Raw genomic sequence first — 891 nt, 5'->3', positions numbered from 1 at the left:
TGAAGAACGGGGTATGACGGCCACCCTCGTCCTTGCTCAGCACATAGACCTCGGCCTCGAAGTCGGTGTGCGGGGTGATCGTGCCCGGCTTGGCCAGCACCTGGCCACGCTCGACGTCGTCACGCTTCAGGCCGCGCAGCAGCAGACCGGCGTTGTCGCCCGCCTGACCCTGATCGAGCAGCTTGCGGAACATTTCCACGCCGGTGACGGTGGTCTTCTGGGTGTCACGGATGCCCACCACTTCCACTTCGTCGCCGACCTTGATGATGCCGCGCTCGATACGACCGGTCACCACGGTGCCGCGGCCGGAGATCGAGAACACGTCCTCGACCGGCATCAGGAACGGCTTGTCGATCGCACGCACCGGCTCGGGGATGTAGCTGTCCAGCGCGTCCACCAGCTGGATGATCGCCGGCACGCCGATCTCGGACTGGTCGCCCTCGAGCGCCTTCAGCGCCGAGCCCTTCACGATCGGGGTGTCGTCGCCCGGGAAGTCGTACTTCGACAGCAGCTCGCGCACTTCCATCTCGACCAGCTCGAGCAGCTCGGCGTCGTCGACCATGTCGGCCTTGTTCAGGAACACGACGATGTAGGGCACGCCGACCTGACGCGAGAGCAGGATGTGCTCGCGGGTCTGCGGCATCGGGCCGTCGGCGGCCGAGCACACCAGGATCGCGCCGTCCATCTGCGCCGCACCGGTGATCATGTTCTTGACGTAGTCGGCGTGGCCGGGGCAGTCGACGTGCGCGTAGTGGCGGGTCGGCGACTCGTATTCCACGTGCGCGGTCGAGATCGTGATACCGCGCGCCTTCTCTTCCGGCGCCGCGTCGATCGCGTCGTAGGCCTTGAACTCGCCACCGAAGCGCTCGGCACCGACCTTGGTCAGCGCCG

The 891-nt window shown here is 66.7% G+C and carries 1 protein-coding gene; it reads right to left on the bottom strand.

What is annotated here, in order from left to right; all coding sequences use genetic code 11:
- A partial coding sequence (tuf, locus tag J7I44_RS16725; protein WP_209623346.1) for an elongation factor Tu occupies positions 1 to 891 on the bottom strand: 891 nt, incomplete at both ends.

Origin of the sequence: Frateuria flava (assembly GCF_017837635.1) — a bacterium.
Taxonomy (GTDB): Bacteria; Pseudomonadota; Gammaproteobacteria; order Xanthomonadales; family Rhodanobacteraceae; genus Frateuria_A; species Frateuria_A flava.
The sequence above is the reverse complement of the archived record's forward strand: the minus strand, read 5'-3'. Positions and strand labels throughout refer to the sequence as shown.